The following is a 20,330-nucleotide window of genomic DNA, read 5'->3' as shown; positions in this document are numbered from 1 at the left end:
AAAATAATCACTCTGCGTGACGAATGACGCTTTTTTCATCAGATTGCTCACTGTGGGTCCGCATTGTCAGCCGCTTCGGTTAGATTTTCAGCGGTTTGCCGTCGGCAAGCTGACGATCAGCGCGGCACAGAAACATTCAGTAACATTGGGTGTTTCGCAAGGGCAGGGGTGAAGGGGTTGATCGCTGAGGCTGCCCGGATACAGAGGCGCTGGCGACAAGCGCCGCAACGGGCAGGTTGTGAGGGCAGAGCACACAGTAAGGCGGGACCATCCAGCCGCCGTGGCGTTGCGCGCCGCCGGCAGGCAGCAGAACCGGCGTGATTCAGCGGATGTTAACCGGGTTCATCATCCCGCATGGGCCGATCGCCCTGTTCCTGCTGCCAGACGATCAGCGCAGCGTTATCCATGGGACGGGCATAGTAGTAACCCTGGATAAAGACCACGCCACGTTGCTGCAGATAACGAAACTGCAGGGCGGTTTCCACCCCTTCGCCCAGCACCTGTAACTGCAACTTATGGCTGAGGTTAATGATGGCGTCCAGCACCGGCGTTTCGCCCTCCAGCGATTCAATGGCGTTAATAAAGCCGCGATCGATTTTCAGGTAATCCAGTGCGAAGGTCTGCAGGTAGCTCAGGGAGCAGTGACCGGTGCCGAAATCGTCAATCGCAACTTTCATGCCGAACTGACGCAGCTGGTCGAGTTTACGCGCCACGCCTTCGCCATCTTTAATCAGGCTGCGCTCCGTCAGTTCAAGGGTGATCACAAACTGCTTCTCTTTCACCCGCTCGGCAAAATAGAGCATGTCGCTGACAAAATCGGGATGCTGCAGATGGTCTGCCGCCACGTTAATGGCCAGATGGAAGTGCGCCGGGACCTGCCACTGCTGGACATCTTCCACGATCAGATCGAGCAGATGACGGGTCAGCGGCACAATCATCCCTTCCGCTTCGGCGGCACCGATAAAAATATCGGGACGGACGCCATTGCCATCGGGCGTGGTCCAGCGCAGTAGCGCTTCCACGCCACTGCAACGCTGCAACCGATCGTCATAAACCGGCTGATAGTGTGCGCGGAACTGACCCCCGGCGATGGCGCGGCGGATCTCGTCACGCCATGAAATGCGCCGCTGCAGCCAGTTTGAGGTCAGGATCATCAGCAGAATGGAAAAGATTGCCGCCATCGGCAGGAAGATAAACAGCACCTGACGCCAGGCCGTGATCAGCTCGCCGGGCGGGGCAATCACCGTGACGCTCAGCGGATAACGCTGTGAGGCGGCGTGATAAACCAGCGGTTCAAACCAGCCTTGCGCCGTGGTTTGCTGGATACCATAGGCGATCGGTGCGCCACCGCTGAACTGCATACTCAGCTGATAGCCGCGCGCGCTGCCGATGGCACGCATAAAATCGATCAGATACTGACCATCAATCACCGCCCAGAATCCTTCGCCGCCTGGCAGTTCACGCACGAACAGCACCGCCGGGCGATCCGGGACAGCGTGCGTGCCGGCTATCGACAAACTCCACCAGGCTTTTCCGGTCACCGGCACATCACGCATCATCATTTCAGATAGCGAGCCAGAATTTAAACCATAGGCGGAGGAGCAGGCGATGTGATCATCTTCCAGTTTACCAATGGCACGGAAATAGGCGTTGAGCGTACCGAGTCGCTGCAGGGAATTTTCGATCTGGCTGCAGGGCTGGTTCTGAAACTGGCGGAGTGAGGTGATCATATCCCAGGCGCTGTCGCTCATTTTCTCAGCCTGAGATAAAAGAGTATTGGCGGCGCTCACCTGCTGCTGGTGGACCGTATGACGCGCATCGAGGGCGGTAAAAAAGATGCCAAGTATCAGGGGCAACACGCCGGAAACGATGATAATCAGCCTGGCGTAGTCGCGTTTTCGTTGCAATAACGGCACCGCAAATTCCTCTGAATGTTATAGACGTTATGAGGAGGTGCTAATCAATCGGCGCAGCATAGCATGTCTCCGGGCGATGCAGGTTAGCGTTTTGTCCGCCAACAGAACTGATTAAGGTCAATTATCGACCAGAGATTGCATTTGTTGACAATGTTTTTCTTTTGCTGGCATTCAGATAGGGTTCTTAACCGTTCAGCGCAACCACAGAGCCGCTGTGGGTCTGGCGGCAGAGTGAAACGCAGCAGGTGGCAGAGTCATTTGCTGCGATGAAGGAAGGTAAATGCCCTGGCCGGCACCAGGCCGGACGCAGGGCCAGTGACGCAGGTTTAGTCGTTAAAATAGATCTGTTTCAGGGCCACTTCGACACCCCGTAATTCCGCCAGACCCTTCAGCCGTCCAATCGCCGAATAGCCGGGATTGGTGCGTTTATGCAGGTCGTCGAGCATCTGATGCCCGTGATCGGGGCGCATCGGAATTGCCCGGTGATTACCCGCCTGACGGCGGCGCTGCTCTTCAGCCAGAATCACTTTGATCACGCCAACCATATCAACGTCGCCCGCAAGGTGTGCCGCTTCGTGGAAGCTGTTGGGATTCGCCTCACGTTTGGTGGCGCGCAGATGAACAAAGTTGATGCGGTCGGCGTACGCTTCCGCCATCTCAATCAGCGGGTTATCGGCGCGAACGCCATACGAGCCGGTACAGAAGCAGAAACCGTTATGCAGACTATCCACCGTCTCTTTCAGCCACTGCATATCTTCCTGCGTCGAGATAATTCGCGGTAGGCCCAGGATCGGGCGCGGTGGATCGTCCGGATGCACCGCCAGCTTAATTCCCACTTCTTCCGCGACCGGCACGATTGCCCGCAGGAAGGTGGCCATATGCTCGCGTAACCGGGCTTTATCGATGCCGTCATATTGCGCCAATTGCGCCTGGAACTGCTCCAGCGTGTAGCCCTCTTCGGCACCCGGCAGACCGGCGATAATATTGCGCACCAGCCTGTTTTTGTCGTCTTCACTCATGGCGGCGAACAGCTGTGCCGCCGCCTGCTGCTCGGCGGCGCTGTAATCCTGTTCGGCACCCGGCCGTTGCAACAGGTGCAGTTCAAACGCAGCAAAGGCATCGGCGTCAAAGCGCAGCGCTTTTGCGCCGTCCGGCAGCGTCCAGGCGAGATCGGTACGGGTCCAGTCGAGCACCGGCATGAAGTTGTAGCAGACGGTATCCACGCCACAGGCGGCCAGGTTGCGTATCGACTGCTGATAGTTGGCAATGTAGTGCAGGTAGTCGCCGCGCTGGGTCTTGATCGACTCATGCACCGGGATGCTCTCTACCACCGACCAGACCAGGCCTTTTTCTGCCAGCAATGCCTGGCGGGCCTTAATCTCTTCTACCGGCCAGATTTCGCCGTTAGGAATATGGTGTAGTGCGGTTACGATGCCGGTTGCGCCAGCCTGACGGGCATCATCCAGAGAGACCGGATCGTTCGGACCGTACCATCGCCATGTCTGTTCCATGTTTACTCCTCAACTGTGATGTGGCCCAGTGGTCAGGCCGCTGGACCAAGAGTATGATAGCCAGCAAAACGGGGCCGTGATCCGGATCGCAGCATGACAAACTGCGCGATCGGTGCAGCCAGATAACAAGGAGAAGGTGATGACGCTGCCTGTCATAAAAACTGAACGTCTCTATCGTCAGATTGCTAATGCCATTATGGCGGGGATTGAGCGCGGTGATTTTGTCGCCGGTGACCTGCTGCCGCCGGAGCGGGAGCTGGCGAAGCAGCTGGGGGTCAGCCGTTCTTCGGTACGTGAGGCGTTGATCGCGCTGGAGATGACGGGCTGGGTCGATATCCGCACCGGCACCGGCGTTTTTGTCGCGCAGCCGCTGCCTGCGTCTGCACCGGCAACGGAGAGCGAAGCCTGTAGCCTGCAGGATCTGTTACAGGCCAGAGAGGCGTTCGAAGGAATGCTGGCAGGACTGGCCGCGCGCAACGGTAGCCCGCACCAGCGTGCCGCCCTGCTGGCGCTGACTGCCGAGCTGCAACAGCACCAGGAGAATGATGCGGCCTTTCTGGCGCAGGATAAGCGCTTCCATTTGCTGATCAGTGAGATGAGTGGCAACGATCTGCTGCGTGAGCTGCTGGAGCAGTTATGGAATCAGCGCCACACTCCGCATGTGCAGCGGCTGGAGCGCCATTTCGCCGCCAACAGTTTTGCCCTTGAGATGAACGCTGACCATCAGCAGATTGCGAACGCCATCGTGGCCGGTGATGAAGTGGCGGCCCGTCAGGCGATGGAAAACCATCTGCGCCACGTCCAGCAACGGTTACTTGGTTAAACCGCGCGCTCGCTTCGGCCGTCCGGTGCCCAGCATAATCGCCAGCCGGCTGCCGCCTGGGGTGGTCTCCATCAGAATTTTGGTAATGCTGGTGAGCGGCACCGATAACAGCATCCCGACCGGGCCGAGCAGCCAGCCCCAGAACACCAACGACAGAAACACCACCAGGGTGGATAAACCCAGTCCCCGGCCCATCAGGCGCGGCTCCAGCATATTGCCGAACACCATATGAATGGCCGTAAACAGCGCCGCCACCATCGCCGCATCAAACAGGCTGTTCAGCAGCAGCGCCTGTAAAAAGGGCGGGATGCCGGCAATAATCGGCCCGATATTGGGAATAAAATTGAGGATAAACGCCACGACGCCCCACAGCAGCGCAAATTTCACATCCAGCAGATAAAGGCTGAGCCAGACCGACAGGCCGGTTATCAGACTCACCAGCGTTTTCAGTGCCAGATAGTGCGTCACCCCTTTCAGCGCCTTATGCAGCCCGGCAATGCGGATTTTGGGATTAACCAGCGCGTTACGCATTTTGTAGGGCAGGTGGTGGACTTCAAACAGCATAAACACCACGGTCAGAATCAGCAGCACCGTATTGGTCATCGCGCCTGAGAAGCCGCTCAGGGCCACCGTGGCCAGATTCACCATGGTGTTCGGGTCGAAGCGCTGAATCAACGCATCGGTGGAAATGTTGAGGTGAAAACCGGCCGCCAGATGCTGCAGCACCGTCATTTTCTGTTCCATGGTGGCGCGCAGTTGCGGGTAGAGATCGTAAAACTCACTCATCGAGCTGGCCAGTACCGCGCCAAGCAGCAGAATGACGAAGAAGATCACCGTGATCACCAGAGTAATCGCCAGCCCACGCCGGAAGCCGCGCCGCATCAGCAGGGTGACCAGCGGGTTGAGCACAATGGCAAAAAAGGCCGCCAGCAACAGCGGCACCAGAATATCGGACGCGGCCCGCACGCCAGCGAGGATAATCACCAGCATCGCCAGTTTGATCAAAATATTTTGTCCGATTTTTTCCCGTTGCAGCTCGCTCATTCCCTCTCCCATCACGCAAATTGGCTGATGAAAGTGTAGCTGAAGTAAAATTAACAAACTGATTTATCAGAGAAACGGTAAAAATGGCCAGCAGTCTGGGCGGGCGCAAAGCCGCTGCTGAGTGTGCCAGAGATCAGGCGGTCTGCTGCAGCGCGTTTGCTGTCTGGCGGGATAATATCGCCGGTTGCGGCGCTGTACGGATGCGCGCCCGGCGAAAGCAGGTATAGTTAAACATTACTCTTTAGCTTTCAGCCGACTACGAGTGCAATGATTCATGCCTGACCAACCTGCAGCAGAGCCGGGTTCTGCATCCGGTAGCGTAAAAATCTCCCTGCTGATCCTCTCCATCGTGATCTACAACTTTGCCAGTTATCTCACTATTGGCCTGCCGCTGGCGATCCTGCCGGGATGGGTACATGACACGCTGGGCTTTAGCGCCTTCTGGGCCGGATTAGTGATCAGCCTGCAATATGTGGCGACGCTACTGAGCCGACCGCATGCCGGTCGCTATGCCGATCTCTGGGGACCCAAGAAAGTGGTGGTGGTGGGGCTGGTGGGCTGTCTGATCAGCGGCGTCTGCATCCTGCTGGCGGCGCTGACGCTCGACCGTCCGTTGCTGAGCCTGACGTTGCTCTGCATCGGCCGGTTGATCCTCGGTGTGGGGCAGAGTTTCACCGGCACCGGCACCTCATTGTGGGGCGTGGCGCGGGTCGGTTCATTGCACATTGGTCGGGTGATCTCCTGGAACGGCATCGTCACCTACGGCGCGATGGCGATTGGTGCGCCGCTTGGCGTGCTGATCTACCGGCTTGGCGGCCTGCTGTGGCTGTCAGGGATTATCATTGCCATCTGTCTGGTGGGGATTGCCGGGGCAGTGCCGCGTCCGGCGGTGAAAGGCAGTAAAGGCCGGCCGCTGCCGTTCCGCGCGGTGTTGGGGAAAATTGCCGGATTCGGCGCTATTCTGGCGATGGGCTCGGCCGGTTTCGGCGTCATCGCCACCTTTATTACGCTGTTTTATCAGGATAAAGGCTGGGAAGGGGCCGCCTTTGCGCTGTCGCTGTTCAGTGGGGCGTTTGTCGGGGCGCGGCTGCTGTTTCCGAATGCCATCAACCGTCATGGTGGTTTGCGGGTTGCCAGCCTCTGTCTGGCGGTGGAAGCAGCCGGGCTGTTTCTGGTGGCCGCCGCGGGCGATCCGTGGATGGCTAAAGCGGGTGCCTTTCTTACCGGTGCTGGTTTCTCGCTGGTCTTCCCGGCGCTGGGGGTTGTCGCGGTAAAAGTGGTGCCGCAGCAGAATCAGGGCAGCGCGCTGGCAACCTACACCGCCTTTATGGATCTGTCGCTGGGCATTACCGGGCCCATCGCCGGACTGATCATGAGCTATGCCGGCGTTTCCCAGGTCTATCTGCTGACGGCGCTGCTGGTCTGTCTGGCTTTTTTCTGCACCCTGCGTCTGCAGTTCAGGCAACCGGTGACAGAGCCGGATCAGCGCTGAAAAAAAGGCCCCGACCGGGGCCAAACGTCTTTTCAGACACAGATAAGAATCGGTTGGCACGAGGTCACTTCCCCGTAGCCGGTTTCAGGCCTGTAGCAGCTCGATACTGTGGCGAATCTGGCGTTCAATCTCCGCGGGCGTCCAGCGCTCAAGCTGGCTTGAGAAAGGCTCAAAGGCGTAAATCCCCTTGTAGCCGAGCATCTCCAGCCGCTTCACCTGCACCACGCTGTTCAGGACATCACTGTCACTTAACATCACCCGCTCTTCATCCGTCAGTTCAGCGGTCGGGCGCAAATCTTCCACGCCAGAGAGATGCACCAGCCCGATTTGCTCAATGTCGATACTGGCCGGAAACTCCTGTTCAGCCTGCTCATAGAGGTGATGGTGGAAAGTATCCAGTACCAGCTTAAACGGCACATCCGCCTCTGCAATCAGCTGTTGTGCCTGCACCGACGAACGCAGTGAGCTGACCGGAAAACCCAGCGGCTCCACCAGACCCTGAATGCCGTAATGCGCAAAGCGCGGTGCCAGTTGCTGCATCGCCGCCAGGGTCTGTTGCGGCGACACGGCGAGACCTTCATTCAGTGGACACATCACCAGCGCGCGGGCACCAATCCGTTGTGCTTCCTGCAACAGCGCTTCGGCACGGGTCAGCAGGTCATCATCGATGCGGTTAAACGGATAGAGCGCGTTAATGGTGATGATATCGATATGATATTTGTCGGTCAGCGCGCGCAGCTGATCGGCACTGAGGCCGTCAGTGACTTTGCCGCCCGGCATGTCATTGCGCAGTTCAACCTTGCTCAGTCCAAGCCGGTGTACCAGCTGGAAGAATGCCTCCAGTGAGAGGCGGGGCGCAATTTTACGGTTAATACAGAAGCGGGTGGGATCGATGGCCATGCGGCGACTCCGGTGGCAGGCAGCGTGAGAGATAGCGCTAAAGAGAACATTTATTTCATTGTTTATGAATTATGAAATAGTAATTATTAGATCAGCCTCGCATTAATTCCATATTCCGTTTCAGCCTGTGTAAGCAAAACCGGATCGGGCCTGCAATAAACGTCACTTTCCGCCACTCTTTCCCGGTTTGCTGACGCCGTTGCAGCGCCTTTACTGGCTGGATTTCACCGCTTTTCAGACCGCGCTGCCTCACTGACCAGAAAAATGCGATCTGTGCCGCTAAAAGAAAATTTTCCAAAAATATCTATTTGAAAAATTTGTTCCACTGTAATAGCTTCATAACACGCTTTCAGGTTTGCCTGATCAGACTGCGGGACAGGCCGCACAGTGCGTCTGCAGGAAACTTAACCCTTTAAAGAGGCAACATCATGACGATCACAGGAAACTTTATTGGCGGTAAAACCACCTTCAGCGCCAGCAACGAAACCATCCCGGTTTACGATCCGGCAACCGGCCAGGTGGTACGTGAACTGACGCAAAGTACCGCTGATGAAGTGGCTCATGCGATTGAGGTTGCGCACAACGCTTTTCCGGCCTGGTCGAAAACCTCGCCGCTGCGCCGCGCCCGTGTGCTGTTTAATTTCAAAGCGCTAATGGAACAACACCGCGACGAGCTGGCCGCGCTGATTGTTTCGGAACACGGCAAAGTCTGGTCTGATGCGCTGGGTGAACTGACCCGTGGTATCGAAGTAATTGAGTTTGCCTGCGGCATCCCGCATCTGCTGAAAGGTGAGTATTCACCAAACGTCGGCAGCGGCGTGGACAGCTACTCGCTGATGCAGCCAGTGGGCGTGGTGGCGGGGATTACCCCATTCAACTTCCCGGCGATGGTGCCGTTGTGGATGTTCCCGATCGCCCTGGCCTGCGGCAATACCTTTATCCTGAAGCCGCCAGCGCTCGATCCGAGTGCAGCGGTGCGCATGGCGGAACTGCTGACCGAAGCGGGGCTGCCGGATGGCGTGTTCAACGTCGTTCACAGCTCCAATGACGATGCGGAACAGTTGTATAAAGATCCGCGCATCGCGGCAGTGAGCTTTGTCGGTTCATCCGGCGTCGCTGAGCACATCTACAAAACCGCCAGCGCTCACGGCAAACGAGTGCAGGCGTTTGGCGCAGCCAAAAACCACGCCATCGTAATGCCGGATGCCGATCTGGATGCCACCGTGAACGCCATTATGGGCGGTGCGTTTGGCTCAGCGGGCGAGCGCTGTATGGCTCTGCCGGTGGTGGTCGCGGTCGGTGATGATACGGCTGACAAACTGATCGCCCGACTGACGCCGCTGGTAAACGCGCTGCGCATTGGTCCCGGCATCAATAAAGGCGCTGATGAGAATGAGATGGGGCCGGTGGTTTCCGCGGCGCATCAGAAGAAAGTGCTCGGCTACATCGATAAAGGCGAGCAGGAAGGCGCGAAGCTGGTGGTCGATGGCCGCAACGTTCAGGTGGCGGGTCACGCTGAGGGTTACTACGTCGGCGGTACGCTGTTTGATAACGTCACCTCTGACATGGTGATCTGGCGCGAAGAGATTTTTGGCCCGGTGCTGAGCATCATGCGTGCGCCGGACTACGACAGTGCGTTACAGCTGGTCAACAGCCATGAGTTTGGTAACGGCAGCGCCATTTTCACCAGCAACGGCAATATCGCGCGTGAATTTGTCCAGAACGTTGAAGCGGGCATGGTCGGCGTGAATGTTCCGGTGCCGGTGCCGATGGCGTTTCACAGCTTTGGTGGCTGGAAGCGCTCGGTGTTCGGTGCGCTCAACGTCCACGGTCCGGACGGTGTGCGTTTCTATACCCGAATGAAAACCGCCACGGTGCGCTGGCCAGCGGGTCAGCAGACCGTTTCTGAATTCAGTATGCCAACGCTCAGTTAATTCAATGCACACTGTTTAACGTGCCAGACCGGCAGGCCGCCTTGCGTTGACCTGCCGGTATCCGGTTTTGTTGCCCGGTTAAATCCGGGTCACGGCGGGCACGTAAAGCATGACAGAGAGGAGGAAGGGAATGTCTTTACTTTCGAAAGCACAAGCACCAGACAGTCAGGGGCGCATTCAGCACGTAACACCGGAGCGTGCCGGCTGGCGTTATGTCGGTTTCGACGCTTATCTGTTGAAGAAAGGTGAAACCCTGCGGCTCAGCAGCGGTGATAAAGAGCTGTGCCTGGTATTAGTTGCCGGGCTGGCCTCGGTGAAAACCCGCCATGCGGAATTTCCGGGCATCGGAAAGCGCATGTCACCGTTTGAGCGCGTGCCGCCGTGGTCAGTCTATGTGCCGCATAACGATGAAGTGGAAGTGCGGGCCGACAGCGATCTGGAGCTGGCGGTATGCAGCGCGCCGGGTCACGGCAACCTGCCTGCGCGGCTGATTGCCCCAGAAGATGTCGGCGTTGAGCATCGCGGGAAAGGGCGTAATCAGCGGCTGGTGCACAATATTCTGCCGGATAATAAACCCGCTGACAGTCTGCTGGTGGTGGAAGTCTACACCGATGAAGGCGACACCAGCTCTTATCCCAGCCACAAGCACGATCAGGAAGAGAGCGAAGACGAAACCTATCTGGAAGAGACCTATTATCACCGTTTCGATCCGGAACCGGGTTTCGCTATGCAGCGGGTTTACACCGACGATCGCTCGCTGGATGCCTGCATGGCACCCTACAATCGCGATGTGGTGATGGTACCGCGTGGCTATCATCCGGTGGCGACGCTGGCGGGTTACAACAACTACTACCTGAACGTGATGGCCGGGCCGGTGAGGCTGTGGAAGTTTACCTGGGAGAAAGATCACGCCTGGGTTAACAGCGACGCCTATCCGCGTCAGAAGTAACCGCTGCACTGATTCTCGTCAGCAGCGGATAACCCTCAGAAAAGTAAAACGGCAGCCGATGGGCGTAATGCCTGTCAGTTAAGCGACCGGTGATAACGCAGTCTGGTGCCGCTCAGGGGCTGGCGGTCCTCGCGCCGCTGCGCGGTGCCTTCACGTCATTCGTCTGCCTGACGGACCGGCGGGGATGGCACATCCTGTGCCGCCCCGCCTTTCGCCCGCGTCCTGCGGGCTCTCCTGGCTAATGTTCAGCGCTGCGGATTGCCTGCCCCTGATCGGCCCCAGCCTGCTCTGAGGCTTCAGTGTGTGCTGTTAAAAAGGGCACAAGAGTGGAGGCCTGGGCGCCTCTGCTGCGGAAAGGGCTATCCGCAGCGCTGAGGCGTGACGTTGGGCCAGAACGCCACGCCGGGAAGCGTGGAGAGTTAGGGCCGGCCAGGGAAGGCCGATCCCCGAACGGTTCGTCGGCACGACGTCAAAGCCGAAGGTACCGCGTGAGCGGCGCGAGGACGGCCCGGCAGCAGCAGAGATGCTCAGGCCCGCACTCCGGCACACTCGCGCAGAAAAAAAGCTGCCACGTCTGACCGTGACAGCCTTTGCAAATTCAACCTTAACTGACCAGCACTACAGCCCATCGGCTGCCTTTGTTATTGCCGCTATCCAGCATTAACGCCGCAAATCAGGGCGTTTCCACGTTGTTCAGCGCCAGTGAAACGGCCAGCGTCTGTGCCAGACAGAGCGATGCCACCTGCGAGCGGAAGCCGTCTACCTGTGCTTCACGCACCACAAAGCAGACGTCGCTGAAAGCCGCCAGCGGACTCACCTGGCTGTCGGTAATGGCGATCTGATGCGCACCGCGCTTGGCACCCATTTCGACCACTTCGACCGCTTCACGCGCATACGGCGAATAGCTGATGGCAATCACCACATCTTTTGGATTTACCAGGCTGAGCTGTTCGGTAAACATGCCGCCGAGGCCGTCGATCAGGAATGCCCGACGTTCCAGATGACGCAGCGCATAGACCAGGTAAGAGGCCACGCTAAAGGAACGGCGCAGGCCAATCACATAGATATTCTCGGCCTCGTTAAGCAGTTTCACCGCCTTGTTCAACTGCTCCGGATTCACCTGCATCGCCAGCTGCTGTAACGCCTGGCTGTTCACCATGGTAAAGACATTCAGGATCTCAGCCGGGCTCTCAGGCGCGCTGGCGCTGTCGTCGGTTGACGTCTGGCGAAACAGGCGGGCGCGCTCGGTGTAGTTCACCGTCTCTTCCATCAGGTGCTGACGAAAAACCTGTTTCATTTCGTTGAAACCGCTAAAGCCAAAAGCGTTGGCAAAGCGAATCAGAGTCGATGGCGGCACATCGGCCTGCTGGGCGATGGAAGCCACGGTGTCAAAGGCGATGCTATTGCTGTTATCAAGGATGTAACGCGCAACCTGTTTAAGACGTTTGCTCAGCGTTTCGTAGCGGCGACGAATATCGTCCTGCAATAAAGAAAGTTGGGTGGGATTATTGGTCATTACTTCTGCCCGTGTAATAAGAATAATGGCTGGATAATGAGCGCTATAGTACCAGATGGATGGAAAATTTCATTTGTTTGCGTCAACAGAGCGGTTTATTTCATGGCTTTATGAAATGCTTCACAGATTGTCTCTGCATCACCTGTCTGCTGGCCGACCGCGACTCCCTGCAGGCCGAAAGGGGACAAACGGCGGGCGCGAATGGCAACAGAAATGAATTAAGCGCGGCGGAAGATGAAAAAAAAAGCGCCACCCTCCGGCCGGAGGATGGCGTCTGGCGGTGAATCAATCAGGCGCGGGCGGCGCGCCAGTACTCTATCAGCCGCAGGTAGTTGCCCTTCACGGTCTCGATCAGCGCCTGATCGTCCAGTTCGCCCTGCAGCCACTGGCGCGATGGCTGACCAAAAATAGTCCTGCCCACTGCGAAGCCTTTAACCCAGGGCGCTTTTGCCGCAGCGGCAAAACCAGCTTTGAGCTTCTCCTCTGGCGCATCAAGGCCGAGGAGCAGAATGCCGCGACAGTGCGGGTCCTGCTCCTCAATCAACCCGCTGATCGCCTGCCAGCTCTCAGCGGAGAGCGGCGGCAGTTTCCACCAGTCCGGCTGAATGCCGAGGCTGTAGAAGTGGCTGAGAATATCAAGATAGTAGCGCTCATCACGGTCCGGATTGCTCTCCGGCAGAATCACTTCCAGCAGCAGCTCGTGTCCGCTTTTGTTACAGCCGTTCCAGACATCCAGTACCAGCTCATCCTGCTCTTTACGCAGTTCGGCGCTGTCGTGTGGATGATAAAATACCAGGCATTTCACTACATGCTCGGCTGGCCAGTCGATTAACTGCGAGCCGATATTGCCATGTTCCAGTCGCAGCGGGCGCGAACCCGGCAGCTCAATCGGACGGCCAATCCACCACTGTTTTCCGGTAATCGCATTCAGTGCTTTCTGGCCGTAGGTGGTATCAGCCAGGATACCGCTCTTGTTTTCCAGTCCGGCCGTTTGCGCCGCTTCCTCGGCCGCTTTCAGCAGCAGCAGTTTAAGCTGTGGAATTTTGCTCTCATCAACGCCCGCTTCACGCGCCATATCCAGCAGCTGTTTGCGATGATCAAAAGCGAAAACATTCAGTTCTGGCCACTGCTGCTTGCGGGTGGTCACGCGATGCAGATGGTTGAGGCGATCGTCGAGATCGGGCCGTTTCACCTCTTTATCGCGGCTCAGGAAATCATCCAGCTCCGCTTTGGTCGGCATGGCGGGTGCGCAACCGTGGCGTGACACCACCAGCGCACCGCAGGCGTTGGCGTAACGACACGCCTGCTCCCAGCCCTCATCGTTCAGCCAGCCACGCAGCAGGCCCGACATAAAGGCATCGCCCGCGCCCAGTACGTTTAACACCTCGACGCGCACGCCGGTGTGCAGCCGGGTCTGCTCCCAGCTATCCGGGATCTCGCCTTCGAACACCACGCAACCCAGCGGGCCGCGTTTGCAGACCAGCGTCGCCTGGCTGGCCTGACGCACATTCTTCAGGGCGGTCAGCGTGTCGGTGCTGCCACCGGCAATATGAAACTCTTCTTCGGTGCCGACGATCAAATCGAAATAATGCACCACTTCCTGTAGCTGCTGCGTCACCTGCGACGATTCAATGAAACGCGTTTCACCGTCGCCGAGCGAGGTCAGTCCCCACAGCACCGGACGATAATCGATATCCAGCGCGGTACGCAGGCCGTGGCGGCGGGCAATATCCAGCGCTTTCAGTACCGCTTCGCGGGTTTGCGGATGAGATAAATGGGTGCCGGTTACTGCCACCGCACGCGAAGAGGCAATAAACGCTTCCTGCACGTCCTCCGGTACCAGTCCCATATCCGCGCAGTTGTCACGGTAGAAAATCAGCGGAAAAGTCTCTTCATCTTTAATACCGAGGATCACCATGCCGGTCAGGCGTTTTTCATCGGTAATTAAGGCGTCGGTATTGCAGCCTACGCGCTGCAGCTCTTCCCGCAGAAAGCGACCATTGTGCTCATCTCCCACCCGCGCCAGCATCGCCGATTTCAGACCCTGAATCGCGGTGCCATAGGCGACGTTACCTGACGAACCCCCCAGATATTTGGCAAATGAGGTGACATCCTCCAGCCGCGCCCCGATCTGCTGACCATAAAAATCGACGGCGATGCGCCCGATACAAATCACATCAAGCCGCTTCTGTTGTGTACTCATACCTGTGGTTTCCTTCTGTGATTAGCAGACACTGCGGGCGAAAAGCCCGACGACGCGCGCTTTGCTTCCGGGTCTATAGGTGCCTGATTGGCTATGAGGTCAGTATGAGGAATAAAAATTCCAGATTCAATATGAAATGAAATATCCATCGCGATTTTGTGAACCAGGTAAAACTCCTGATTCCGCCTGGTGACGGGTAACCTTATCTTCGCCGTGCCCGGCGTGTCGGGGTTGTGAGAGAGATCGCAGGAATATTGCCAGCAATAGAGGAAGCTACTGAAGTGAAATGAATTTTTTCAACGCACCTTGTTGTCCATAAAACGTTCCAGTTTTTCCCGCCCGGATGCCTCGTCAGACCCTGCAGCGTGACTAAATTTGATCTCACTCGCAAAATGAAATGTTTCTTCTGTAATTGTATTTTATGAAAAATATATTTGTTTATAATCGCCTCACGTTTCAATTATACCGGTCGCCTTTTCCGCAGTATGACTTCGCCTGGCGCGTTGTACCGGAGTCAGGTACCACCAGCATGTAAAGGAAGAGCATATGGGCACAATCAGACTGACCACTGCACAGGCGCTGGTTAAATTTCTTGATAATCAATACATTGATGTTGATGGCGTTGAGACAAAGTTTGTAAAAGGCATCTTCGCGATTTTCGGTCATGGCAACGTGCTGGGAATGGGGCAGGCGCTGGAGCAGGACAGCGGCGATCTGGTGGTTTATCAGGGTCGTAATGAGCAGGGCATGGCGCATGCCGCGACCGGCTTTGCGAAACAGTCACTGCGTCGTCAGATCATCGCCTGCAGTTCATCAGTCGGACCGGGCGCCGCCAACATGATTACTGCCGCCGCTACCGCCACCGCAAACCGTATTCCGCTGCTGCTGCTGCCGGGCGACGTGTTCGCTACCCGTCAGCCCGATCCGGTTTTGCAGCAGATTGAGCAGAGTTACGATCTCAGCATCAGCACCAACGACGCCTTCCGGGCCGTCAGCAAATACTGGGACCGCGTCAGCCGTCCGGAACAGCTGATGTCCGCCTGCATTAACGCCCTGCGGGTGCTGACCGATCCGGCCGAAACCGGTGCGGTAACGCTGTCGCTGCCGCAGGATGTGCAGGGCGAAGCCTGGGATTACCCGGACTATTTCTTCCAGAAGCGGGTACATCGACTGGATCGTCGCCTGCCGGTTGCGGCGCAGCTGGCCGATGCCCTGACGCTGATCGGCCGTAAGCGCAAGCCGCTGATCGTCTGTGGCGGCGGGGTGAAGTATTCCGAAGCAGGCGAGGCACTGCGCCAGTTCGCCGAACGCTATCAGATCCCGTTTGCGGAGACCCAGGCGGGCAAAGGCACGGTGATCTCTGATCATCCGCTGAACGTCGGCGGCGTGGGCGAAACCGGCTGTCTGGCGGCGAACCTGCTGGCCAAAGAGGCTGATTTAGTTATCGGCATCGGGACCCGTTACACCGACTTCACCACCGCCTCGAAATGGATTTTCCAGAACCCGGACGTCAGCTTCCTCAATATCAACGTCAGTAATTTCGACAGCTACAAGCTGGATGGCGTGCAGCTGCTGGCCGATGCCCGTGAAGGGCTGACCGCGCTGACCGCCGCGCTGGCGTCACAACATTACAGCAACGACTGGGGCAGCCAGATTGAGCAGGCGCAGAGCAAATTGCTGAAAGAGACCCAGCGCGTCTATCAGGTGACCTATCACGAGCAGGATTTTGTGCCGGAAATTGCTGACCACCTGGATCGTGAAGCGGTTTACGCCGAGTTCAACCGCCTGACTCAGTCGGTGCTGACCCAGAGCAGCGTGCTCGGCACGCTGAACGAACAGTTACCCAAAGAGGCGGTGATTGTCGCGGCGGCAGGCAGTTTGCCTGGCGATCTGCAGCGCGTCTGGCGCACCAAAGATTACAACGCCTATCACGTTGAGTATGGCTACTCCTGTATGGGGTATGAAGTTAACGCCGCGCTGGGCGCAAAACTGGCGCAGCCGCAGCGTGAAGTCTATGCGCTGGTCGGCGACGGTTCTTTCATGATGCTGCACTCCGAGCTGGTGACCTCGATTCAGGAAGGGGCGAAGATCAACGTGGTCCTGCTGGATAACATGACCAACGGCTGCATCAATAACCTGCAGATGGAACACGGCATGGACAGCTTCACCACCGAGTTTCGCTTCCGTAATCCGGAAGGCGGCAAGCTGGATGGCGGCTTTGTGCCGGTTGATTTCGCCGCCATCGCGGCAGGCTACGGCTGTAAAACCTACCGTGTCACCACGCTGGAGCAGTTAAAAGCCGCACTGGAAGATGCCAGAACGCAGACCGTTTCCACTCTTATCGACATCAAAGTGCTGCCAAAAACCATGATCCACAAATATTTCAGCTGGTGGCACGTTGGCGTTGCACAGGCCTCCGATTCTGAACGGGTTCAGGCGGTCGCGGATAAGCTGAAAGCCCATCTGGATCAGGCCCGTAAATACTAATTTCAGGGCCGGAGCACGGCCCCTTTCTTCTTCTCTCAGCACGAACCCTACACAGGTGTAATTATGACTTTGAAACTTGGCGTCATCGGTACCGGTGCAATTGGTCAGGAACATATTCGCCGCTGCAACCACGTGTTGCAGGGCGCGCAGGTGGTTGCCGTCTCGGATATCAACGTTGACGGCGCGCGCGCTGCGCTGCAGCGCCTGAATATCGAGGCGGAGGTGTTTCAGAACGGGCATGACGTGATCCAGTCGCCGAACGTCGATGCGGTGCTGGTGACGTCATGGGACCCGACCCATGAAGAGTTCACCTTAGCCGCCATCGCCGCCGGCAAACCGGTGTTCTGTGAGAAGCCGCTGGCGATGAGCGCCGAAGGCTGCCGCCGGGTGGTCGATGCTGAAATTCAGGCGGGCAAACGACTGGTCCAGGTTGGCTTTATGCGACCTTACGATGCCGGTTATCGCGCCCTGAAAAAAGTCATTACCGACGGAGATATCGGTGAGCCGCTGATGCTGCACTGCGCGCACCGCAACCCGACCGTGCCGGAAAATTACACCACGCCGATGGCGATCACTAACACGCTGATCCACGAACTGGATGTGCTGCGCTGGCTGACCAGTGACGATTACAAAACCGTGCAGGTGGTCTTCCCGCGCGTCACCTCAAAATCGCATGCTCAGCTGAAAGACCCGCAGATTGTGCTGTTTGAAACCCAGAAAGGGGTACGCATCGACGTCGAGATCTTCGTCAACTGCGCTTATGGCTATGACATTCAATGTGAAGTGGTTGGCGAAGAGGGCATTGCCCGGTTACCGGAGCCGTCGTCGGTTCAGCTGCGTAAAGATGCCCGGCTGTCGAACACCATTCTGGTTGACTGGAAAGATCGGTTTATCGAAGCGTATGACGTTGAGCTGCAGGCGTTCATCAACGACGTGAAAGCGGGCACGCTGACCGGTCCGTCAGCCTGGGATGGTTTCGCCGCCTCAGTGGCTGCCGATGCCTGTATCAAAGCGCAAAACAGCGGTGCGATTGAAACGGTAGAGATGCCGCCACGTCCTGCTTTCTACTCCTGATTCAGCACAGACAGGCGGGATGCCCGCCCGGCTAAGGAACAACATAATGAACAAAGACAACGTAAAACTGGCGATTGCCCCGATCGGCTGGACCAACGACGACATGCCGGATCTCGGCAGCGAGAATACCTTCCAGCAAACCGTCAGTGAGATGGCGCTGGCGGGGTTTACCGGCAGCGAAGTCGGCAGTAAATATCCGCGCGATCCGGCGATCCTGAAACCGATGCTGGATATTCGCGGCATCGAAATCTGTAACGCCTGGTTCAGCACATTTTTTGCCAACGGCGATAAGGCCAAAACCATCGATGAGTTCATTAACCACATGAACTTCCTGCATGCGATGGGCGCGCGGGTCATTGGCTGTTCAGAGCAGAGCAAAAGTATTCAGGGCACCACGCTGGCGGTGTTTGAGCAGAAACCGGTGTTCAGTGATGAAGAGTGGCAGCGCACGGCAGACGGCTACAACGAACTGGCGCGCATTGCGGCTGAAAAGGGAATGCGGGTCACGCTGCATCACCATATGGGCACCGGCATTCAGACCACCGAAGAGATCGACCGCTTTATGGCATTGACCGACGAGCAGGTTGGCCTGCTGTATGACACCGGTCACGTCTACTATTCGGAAGGTTCACAGCAGAAGATGCTGGCGGTGCTGGAAAAATATCTGCCGCGCATTTTTCACGTCCATCTGAAAGATGTGCGCGACGAGGTGGTCGCTGAGGTGCGCGACAATCATCTCTCCTTCCTGGAAGGGGTGAAGAAAGGCACCTTCACCGTGCCGGGCGATGGCGTGATCGATTTTAAACCGGTGTTCAAAATCCTCGACGATTACGGCTACAAAGGCTGGATGGTGGTGGAAGCGGAGCAGGACCCGGCGCTGGCTAACCCGTTTGAATATGCGGTGAAAGCGCGCCGTTATATTCGAGAGAATACCGGGCTGTAAGCGCAGGCGGGAAATAACCGGCTTCCCCGAACCGGGGAAGCCGGAAGCCAGCAGGGCAGTCGCCCGGCCTTATTTCAGAGTGATACTTTTCACAATGTTGTCGGCATCGCTTTGTGCCTGCTGCTGGTTATCGCCCGGCAGAGTAATCTGCAGCGTGACCAGTTTGCCATCGACCTTCGCCAGAATCACCGATGACCACGACGTCTGGTTGTTCGCTGAAATCACCGTATCCAGCTGCTGTGCCGGCTGATCTTTCAGCGTAACCGATTTGTTTGAAACCACCTGCAGTTGCGGATCGCGATTGCGCTGCTGCTGTTCCATACGCTGTGATAACACATCCAGGCCATCATTGGTCGGCTCACCGGCAATCACGATAATCGCGCGCGCGCCGGTTTCATCGGCGTAAACGTGCATATTAGTGGTCTGCGAACCAAGCTTGCCGCTCTTATCTGACATGCCAGGCGGCAGCGAGAAGCTCAGTTTGCCATCCATCAGCGTCACCGTCTGCGCCGACTGACTGGCGCTGACGCCGTTGTCATTTGCCGCGTCATCTTTCTTCTGGTCACAGGCGGCTAAGCCGAGCACCAGTAAGCCCATTCCTACATATTTCACCAGGTTGCGCATCAGAATCCCTTTTTTAAGTTTCCAGTCAGCCGTTAATACAACAGGAATCAGGTTGCAAACGCAACCTGATGATTGTCAGCAGATCTTAGCGGGTAATGGCGGAAATCGGTATGGCGGGTTAGCCGAAATTTACCTGAGCGGCAGAACGGCGCTCAGCCAGCCGTTTCAGCGCGGCATTGAGCAGTACGCCGTAGGCGGGCAGGAAGAAAATCATGCAGATCAGCACTTTGAAGCTGTAATCCACCAGGGCAATCTCCACCCAGTGCTGGGCCATAAAGGCATCAGGGCTCTTGTAAAAAGCGATGGAGAAAAAGGCCAGCGTATCGCTGATGTTGCCGAGGAACATAGCGCAGCCTGGCGCGATCCACCACTGCGGCAGGGCGCGCAGACGGTTAAAGACGTGTACGTCGAGGATCTGACCCAGTGCGTAAGCCATAAAGCTGGCGCAGGCGATGCGGGCGACAAACAGGTTCACCTGTTCCAGCGCCTGCCAGCCCTGCCATTCACCCTGATAGTAGAGTGCAGAGACGGCATAGGAGATAAACAGCGCCGGGATCATCACCGCCAGAATAATGCGACGGGCCAGCGGCGCGCCAAAGATGCGCACGGTCAGATCGGTTGCCAGGAAGATAAACGGGAAGCTGAATGCGCCCCAGGTGGTGTGGAAGCCAAAAATCGAGATCGGCAGCTGCACCAGATAGTTACTGGAGGTGATCACCAGCAGGTGAAACAGCGATAACCAGAACAGCGCGTGCATGCGCTGACGCGAAGAGAATGCGAGCATAATCAACCTTTTTAATGTTGGGGTGAGGGAACCCATTGCAGGACGCCGTTCGGGCAGCGCCTGGCAGTTTTATGAGCAAAAAGCGGCGGCATCTTACCGCGTTGTGCTATTTATGCAATGGTTAATTTTA

General features: G+C 57.2%; 15 protein-coding genes. 7 read left to right on the top strand and 8 right to left on the bottom strand.

Annotated features, from left to right (window positions below; translation table 11 throughout):
* Positions 1-332 precede the first annotated feature (332 nt).
* A complete protein-coding gene (locus tag ACX3P5_RS17530) occupies positions 333-1,916 on the bottom strand; it encodes an EAL domain-containing protein (RefSeq protein ID WP_233986753.1) in 1,584 nt (527 codons plus the stop codon).
* A 326-nt stretch (positions 1,917-2,242) separates the two neighbouring features.
* Positions 2,243-3,427 (bottom strand): mannonate dehydratase, encoded by a 1,185-nt coding sequence (gene uxuA, locus ACX3P5_RS17525; RefSeq protein WP_458969050.1) that lies wholly within the window; start codon positions 3,425-3,427, stop codon positions 2,243-2,245.
* A 139-nt stretch (positions 3,428-3,566) separates the two neighbouring features.
* Here uxuA and ACX3P5_RS17520 point away from each other — a divergent pair, with 139 nt between their 5' ends.
* The gene (locus tag ACX3P5_RS17520) at positions 3,567-4,250 is read left to right on the top strand and encodes a FadR/GntR family transcriptional regulator (RefSeq protein ID WP_233986762.1); all 684 of its coding nucleotides are present in this window, start codon (positions 3,567-3,569) and stop codon (positions 4,248-4,250) included.
* On the opposite strand, the gene ACX3P5_RS17515 is transcribed toward ACX3P5_RS17520, so the two are convergent.
* Complete coding sequence (locus ACX3P5_RS17515) at positions 4,239-5,294, bottom strand: AI-2E family transporter (protein ID WP_233986770.1); 1,056 nt, start codon at positions 5,292-5,294, stop codon at positions 4,239-4,241. The genes ACX3P5_RS17520 and ACX3P5_RS17515 overlap by 12 nt on opposite strands.
* Positions 5,295-5,568: 274 nt before the next feature.
* On the opposite strand from ACX3P5_RS17515, the gene ACX3P5_RS17510 reads away from it, so the two are divergent.
* Positions 5,569-6,786, top strand: coding sequence for an MFS transporter (locus ACX3P5_RS17510; RefSeq protein WP_233986772.1), 1,218 nt, complete (start codon positions 5,569-5,571; stop codon positions 6,784-6,786).
* An 84-nt stretch (positions 6,787-6,870) separates the two neighbouring features.
* On the opposite strand, the gene ACX3P5_RS17505 is transcribed toward ACX3P5_RS17510, so the two are convergent.
* Positions 6,871-7,686, bottom strand: a complete 816-nt coding sequence (locus tag ACX3P5_RS17505; protein WP_336756799.1) for a TIM barrel protein — start codon at positions 7,684-7,686, stop codon at positions 6,871-6,873.
* 428 nt (positions 7,687-8,114) lie between these two features.
* Between ACX3P5_RS17505 and ACX3P5_RS17500 the strand changes: the two genes are divergently transcribed.
* Together ACX3P5_RS17500 and iolB are read left to right on the top strand one after the other, a co-directional pair.
* Entirely contained in the window at positions 8,115-9,620 is a 1,506-nt protein-coding gene (locus ACX3P5_RS17500) for a CoA-acylating methylmalonate-semialdehyde dehydrogenase (RefSeq protein WP_233986780.1), read from the top strand.
* A gap of 130 nt (positions 9,621-9,750) precedes the next feature.
* Complete coding sequence (iolB, locus tag ACX3P5_RS17495) at positions 9,751-10,569, top strand: 5-deoxy-glucuronate isomerase (RefSeq protein WP_233986787.1); 819 nt, start codon at positions 9,751-9,753, stop codon at positions 10,567-10,569.
* A 673-nt stretch (positions 10,570-11,242) separates the two neighbouring features.
* Here the strand turns inward: iolB and ACX3P5_RS17490 are convergent.
* Positions 11,243-12,085, bottom strand: a complete 843-nt coding sequence (locus ACX3P5_RS17490; RefSeq protein ID WP_094121845.1) for a MurR/RpiR family transcriptional regulator — start codon at positions 12,083-12,085, stop codon at positions 11,243-11,245.
* A gap of 289 nt (positions 12,086-12,374) precedes the next feature.
* Entirely contained in the window at positions 12,375-14,288 is a 1,914-nt protein-coding gene (locus tag ACX3P5_RS17485; protein WP_458969049.1) for a bifunctional 5-dehydro-2-deoxygluconokinase/5-dehydro-2-deoxyphosphogluconate aldolase, read from the bottom strand.
* A 546-nt stretch (positions 14,289-14,834) separates the two neighbouring features.
* Here ACX3P5_RS17485 and iolD point away from each other — a divergent pair.
* From iolD to iolE, 3 genes are all read left to right on the top strand, one after another.
* Positions 14,835-16,775 (top strand): 3D-(3,5/4)-trihydroxycyclohexane-1,2-dione acylhydrolase (decyclizing), encoded by a 1,941-nt coding sequence (gene iolD, locus ACX3P5_RS17480; protein ID WP_336756797.1) that lies wholly within the window; start codon positions 14,835-14,837, stop codon positions 16,773-16,775.
* 63 nt (positions 16,776-16,838) lie between these two features.
* On the top strand, positions 16,839-17,849 hold the full coding sequence (locus ACX3P5_RS17475) for a Gfo/Idh/MocA family protein (RefSeq protein ID WP_233986800.1): 1,011 nt from the start codon (positions 16,839-16,841) through the stop codon (positions 17,847-17,849).
* Positions 17,850-17,895: 46 nt separating this feature from the next.
* Positions 17,896-18,792, top strand: coding sequence for a myo-inosose-2 dehydratase (gene iolE, locus ACX3P5_RS17470; RefSeq protein ID WP_336756796.1), 897 nt, complete (start codon positions 17,896-17,898; stop codon positions 18,790-18,792).
* A gap of 69 nt (positions 18,793-18,861) precedes the next feature.
* On the opposite strand, the gene ACX3P5_RS17465 is transcribed toward iolE, so the two are convergent.
* Positions 18,862-19,416, bottom strand: coding sequence for a DcrB family lipoprotein (locus ACX3P5_RS17465; protein ID WP_233986808.1), 555 nt, complete (start codon positions 19,414-19,416; stop codon positions 18,862-18,864).
* Between the two features lie 118 nt (positions 19,417-19,534).
* Positions 19,535-20,200, bottom strand: coding sequence for a 7-cyano-7-deazaguanine/7-aminomethyl-7-deazaguanine transporter (locus ACX3P5_RS17460; protein ID WP_233986810.1), 666 nt, complete (start codon positions 20,198-20,200; stop codon positions 19,535-19,537).
* Positions 20,201-20,330: the final 130 nt, after the last annotated feature.

The sequence above is a fragment of the Pantoea sp. S-LA4 genome (assembly GCF_054482835.1).
The sequence above is the reverse complement of the archived record's forward strand: the minus strand, read 5'-3'. Positions and strand labels throughout refer to the sequence as shown.

What these genes read in the sequence shown, in the direction of transcription:
- iolB (WP_233986787.1), top strand. Translation starts at nt 9,751, where the DNA reads ATGTCTTTACTTTCGAAAGCACAAGCACCAGACAGTCAGGGGCGCATT.
- ACX3P5_RS17485 (WP_458969049.1), bottom strand. Translation starts at nt 14,288, where the DNA reads ATGAGTACACAACAGAAGCGGCTTGATGTGATTTGTATCGGGCGCATC.
- ACX3P5_RS17520 (WP_233986762.1), top strand. Translation starts at nt 3,567, where the DNA reads ATGACGCTGCCTGTCATAAAAACTGAACGTCTCTATCGTCAGATTGCT.
- uxuA (WP_458969050.1), bottom strand. Translation starts at nt 3,427, where the DNA reads ATGGAACAGACATGGCGATGGTACGGTCCGAACGATCCGGTCTCTCTG.
- ACX3P5_RS17510 (WP_233986772.1), top strand. Translation starts at nt 5,569, where the DNA reads ATGCCTGACCAACCTGCAGCAGAGCCGGGTTCTGCATCCGGTAGCGTA.
- ACX3P5_RS17465 (WP_233986808.1), bottom strand. Translation starts at nt 19,416, where the DNA reads ATGCGCAACCTGGTGAAATATGTAGGAATGGGCTTACTGGTGCTCGGC.
- ACX3P5_RS17500 (WP_233986780.1), top strand. Translation starts at nt 8,115, where the DNA reads ATGACGATCACAGGAAACTTTATTGGCGGTAAAACCACCTTCAGCGCC.
- ACX3P5_RS17475 (WP_233986800.1), top strand. Translation starts at nt 16,839, where the DNA reads ATGACTTTGAAACTTGGCGTCATCGGTACCGGTGCAATTGGTCAGGAA.
- iolE (WP_336756796.1), top strand. Translation starts at nt 17,896, where the DNA reads ATGAACAAAGACAACGTAAAACTGGCGATTGCCCCGATCGGCTGGACC.
- ACX3P5_RS17505 (WP_336756799.1), bottom strand. Translation starts at nt 7,686, where the DNA reads ATGGCCATCGATCCCACCCGCTTCTGTATTAACCGTAAAATTGCGCCC.
- ACX3P5_RS17490 (WP_094121845.1), bottom strand. Translation starts at nt 12,085, where the DNA reads ATGACCAATAATCCCACCCAACTTTCTTTATTGCAGGACGATATTCGT.
- ACX3P5_RS17515 (WP_233986770.1), bottom strand. Translation starts at nt 5,294, where the DNA reads ATGAGCGAGCTGCAACGGGAAAAAATCGGACAAAATATTTTGATCAAA.
- ACX3P5_RS17460 (WP_233986810.1), bottom strand. Translation starts at nt 20,200, where the DNA reads ATGCTCGCATTCTCTTCGCGTCAGCGCATGCACGCGCTGTTCTGGTTA.
- iolD (WP_336756797.1), top strand. Translation starts at nt 14,835, where the DNA reads ATGGGCACAATCAGACTGACCACTGCACAGGCGCTGGTTAAATTTCTT.